The following is a 3,956-nucleotide window of genomic DNA, read 5'->3' on the forward strand; positions in this document are numbered from 1 at the left end:
AAATCTGGGTCATGGCGCCAGTAGTAGGTGCCCCCTTCCAGCACGGCCCGCTGGTGGAAGCGCGGTTGTACCGAGATAGTGTGGCGTAATCCGGCCCGCAACTGCGCTTCGTCAAGCTCCCCTTCAAACATCAGAACGCCGATGATCTGCATCAGGTTGTTGGGTCTATCCATGCGTAACCAGGCGGTATCGACGCAGGAAATAAATTCACTCAGTGGCATGGTTGTTTCCCTACAAAATGAATTTACCGAGGCGGCAAGTTGCTCCTGCCCTTATGTCCGGATGGGGCCTTAAGCAGTGAAGTTGACAATAGTGAGTGCCGACTCGAAATATGAAAATGAAGATGATGGTCAAATTAAAAAATAGAATGCCGCGATGTGGCCGTTTAATTACGTTGATAAACAGCAGGCATTACCCGCTTATTTTAAACGGTCATCTTTCACGCTCCGTTTATTTAATGGCTGTGTTGCGGATAGTTTCAAACACGTTTGGGACAAGGTAAGCGATGTTCGACATACTCGAGGATCTCCTGCTCCAGTACACTGCGTACCGGCAACAGCATCAAGCCGAGATGTACTTCCAGTTCCAGGGTCTCATCGTCCAGGGTAAGGGTGCCATGTACCCCTGAGCCGCGAAACCGCAGTTCGGTCTCCTCTTCATCCGCCCATTCGCAGTCGAGTTGATAGCTCTCACTCATATCCTGCGCGATGGCTTCGGCAGCGAGTCGTGCGGCGGCCAGTCCCAGCGGATGTTGACGGCTGATCTGAATGGTGGAGAGTGAGCTGCTGCCAGCGAGCGAGTCATAAAAGAACATGGTAGATACTCTGGGTTATACGAAATTAATTGATATTAAACACATGTTCACAACAAGTGAAAGGGCTGTTCACATAAATGGGACTCACTTAACAGAGTCGACCGCATTGAACCCCGTGAATGGCGTCCGGCATTTATTCCCACCCCTTGGCGCGCTACACTTGTTACCAAATTGACAGTAAAAGCTGCTTGTTTTTCATTCACTTGTATCTCCATATCATCACTTTCACATCAATGGGCCCAAGGCCAGAGAGCTGTAGATGACGCATCAAGACCATGGCCACGATGACGATAGCACCCTGGGGCGACTCTACCGTCAGCTCAAGCGGGTCGCCGCCTTGCGCGAGCAGATGCGTGCTCACCAGGAAGATCAGCAGGATCGGGACCGACTGCGGCAATGGCAGGCCGACCGGTTGGGGCGTACCCATCGCGATCTGCTGGAGAGTGACCGTTACGGTTCCGCCGCGGAGTTTTTCCTGACTGATCTCTATGGCCCCGGGGATTGTGCCCGCCGTGATGCAGACGTGATGCGGGTAATGCCGACCGCCGAGCGGTTGTTGCCGGAGTCTGGTCTCAGGGTGCTGGCGCAGGCGATCGAACTCGATGCCCTCTCCGAGGAGCTGGACTACCTGATGGTGGTGGCATTGCGCCGCATTGGGGGTATCAATCCGATCAGTGCCGAACATTACGTCATTGCCTATCGCGCCGTGGGTGAGATGGCACGTCGCGAACAACAGATCACGCTGGTGAGCGAGCTTGGCATGACGCTGGATCGGCTGGCGAGAAAGCCGCTGCTTGGCGCGACCCTGAAGCTGGTGTCCGGGCCAGCCCATCTCGCCGGGCTCGGCGAGCTCTTCTCTTTTGTGGAGCGGGGTTATCAGGTGTGTCACCAGATGGGGCGTGCCAATGTGTTTCTCGAGACCATCGCCAGTCGCGAGACGGCGATCATGACGGCGCTCTTTAACGGTGATAGCAGCGTACTGGCTTAAGCTCGAGAGACGCAGATTGTTGCAAATAAATCGGGTTGAAATGGTTCACTGTTGCGCCAGTGAAACAGCTCGCGGCGAGCGGATCGTTGCCGTTGCTGTGGTACTGACGGTACTGATGGTACTGACACGACAAAAACGCGAGGCCCGATCGTTGGTAACAGCCAGAAGCAGCAAGGCCTGATTGTGCAAGAGGTTGCCAGATAACAGTTGCCAGACGACAAAGCGGGCCGATGAGCCCGCTTTTCGTTTATCGCTGTTTGCCGATATGTAACCCAATACAAGACCGGTCAGATCACCAGCAGATCCATAAAGGCGTGTACCGGGGTGGCGGCAAGGCGCGGCCCGTCCTGACAGAGGGCCAGAATGTCGCTGACCCGTTTGGCCGGGAAGCGGGTGGCCAGATTGTGCTGGAATTTCTCCACCAACAGCGGGATCCCCTCCTCCCGCCGGCGACGATGGCCGACCGGATACTCCACCTCCACCTTGGCGGTGTGAGTGCCGTCCTTGAAGAAGATCTGGATGGCGTTGGCAATGGAGCGCTTGTCCGCCTCCAGATATTCACGGCTGTAGCGTTTGTCCTCCTGTACCACCATCTTGCCGCGCAGTCCGTCAATGCGGGGATCGGCGGCAACATCGTCCTCGTAATCCTCGGCGATCAGGCGACCGAAGATAAGCGGCACCGCCACCATGTACTGCAGGCAGTGATCCCGATCGGCCGGGTTGTTGAGGGTGCCGACCTTGCTGATGATGCGAATGGCCGACTCATGGGTGGTGAGCTCGATACGGTCGATCTCATCCAGCCGTCCCTTCACCTGAGCGTGCAGCTTCATGGCGCACTCCACCGCGGTCTGGGCGTGGAACTCGGCGGGATAGGAGATCTTGAACAGCACGTTCTCCATCACATAGCTGCCGTACCCCTGATGTAGGGCGAACTGGTTGCCCTTGAAAAGCACGTCGTAGAAACCCCACTTGGGCGCGCTCAGTACACCGGGATAGCCCATCTCGCCGCTCATGGTGATAAGGGCGAGGCGCACCGCGCGAGAGGTGGCATCCCCCGCCGCCCAGCTCTTGCGGGAACCCGCATTGGGGGCATGACGGTAGGTACGCAGGCTTTGCCCATCGACCCAGGCTTGGGAGACCGCATCGATCACCTGATCACGGGTTCCCCCCAGCATGTGAGTCACCACGGCGGTGCTGGCGACCTTGACCAGCACCACGTGATCGAGACCGACCCGGTTGAAGGAGTTCTCCAGTGCCAGCACCCCCTGAATTTCGTGGGCTTTGACCATGGCCACCAGCACATCGCTCATGGTGAGCGGCGCCTTGCCCTCAGCCACACGAGTACGGGAGAGCCAGTCGGCGGTGGCCAGAATGCCCCCCAGATTGTCGGATGGATGACCCCACTCAGCGGCCAGCCAGGTGTCGTTGTAATCGAGCCAGCGGATGATGGCGCCGATATCCCAAGCCGCCTTGACCGGGTCGAGGCAGAGTTGGGTACCGGGCACCCGGGCACCATGGGGCACGACGGTGCCCGGCACGATGGGGCCAAGGTGTTTGGTACACTCCGGAAAGCGCAGGGCCAGCAGGCCGCAGCCGAGCGTGTCCATCAGGCAGTAGCGGGCGGTGTCGAGGGCCGCCTCGCTGGTCATGGGGTGGTTGCAGACGTAATCGGCAATATCGACCAGCACCTGATCGGGCTCGGGTCTGTGGTTGACGTCGACGTTGGCGGACATCGTGATTTCCTTATCGTTGTTGTAGGGAGACAAAATGACGGGGGGCCGGGCCGACATAGTCGGCGCTCGGGCGGATGATCCGGTTGTGCTCGCGCTGCTCCATCACGTGGGCGCACCAGCCGGTGACCCGCGAGCAGACAAAGATGGGGGTGAACAGCTTGGTCGGGATCCCCATGTAGTGATAGGCGCTGGCGTGGAAAAAGTCGGCGTTGGGAAAGAGCTCTTTCTCCTCCCACATCACCTTCTCGGCCTCGCAGGAGACGCGATAGAGGCGGTCATCCCCCACTGCTTCGGCCAGCTTGGCCGACCACGCCTTGATGATGACGTTGCGCGGATCCGAGGTGCGGTAGATGGCGTGGCCAAAGCCCATCACTTTATCCTTGGCCGCCAGCTTGGCCAACAGTTCGCGCCGTGCCTGCGC

At 58.4% G+C, this 3,956-nt stretch carries 4 protein-coding genes and 1 pseudogene; 1 reads left to right on the top strand and 4 read right to left on the bottom strand.

Features of this window, described 5'->3' with window-relative positions:
- Positions 1 to 221 (bottom strand): annotated as a pseudogene (locus LD28_RS0111680) (wax ester/triacylglycerol synthase family O-acyltransferase); the annotation flags it as partial.
- Positions 222 to 478: 257 nt separating this feature from the next.
- Positions 479 to 814: a polyhydroxyalkanoic acid system family protein gene (locus tag LD28_RS0111685; RefSeq protein ID WP_033137144.1), complete on the bottom strand. Its 336-nt coding sequence runs from the start codon at positions 812 to 814 to the stop codon at positions 479 to 481.
- Between the two features lie 259 nt (positions 815 to 1,073).
- Between LD28_RS0111685 and LD28_RS0111690 the strand changes: the two genes are divergently transcribed.
- Complete coding sequence (locus tag LD28_RS0111690) at positions 1,074 to 1,802, top strand: DUF8198 family protein (RefSeq protein WP_033137145.1); 729 nt, start codon at positions 1,074 to 1,076, stop codon at positions 1,800 to 1,802.
- Positions 1,803 to 2,089: 287 nt separating this feature from the next.
- Here the strand turns inward: LD28_RS0111690 and LD28_RS0111695 are convergent, their stop codons facing one another.
- Both LD28_RS0111695 and LD28_RS0111700 read right to left on the bottom strand, forming a co-directional pair.
- Positions 2,090 to 3,535, bottom strand: a complete 1,446-nt coding sequence (locus LD28_RS0111695) for a bifunctional 2-methylcitrate dehydratase/aconitate hydratase (RefSeq protein ID WP_033137146.1) — start codon at positions 3,533 to 3,535, stop codon at positions 2,090 to 2,092.
- Between the two features lie 10 nt (positions 3,536 to 3,545).
- A partial coding sequence (locus LD28_RS0111700) for a citrate/2-methylcitrate synthase (RefSeq protein ID WP_033137147.1) occupies positions 3,546 to 3,956 on the bottom strand: 411 nt, incomplete at its 5' end.

Source organism: Aeromonas finlandensis (genome assembly GCF_000764645.1).
In the GTDB taxonomy this organism is placed as follows: Bacteria; Pseudomonadota; Gammaproteobacteria; order Enterobacterales; family Aeromonadaceae; genus Aeromonas; species Aeromonas finlandensis.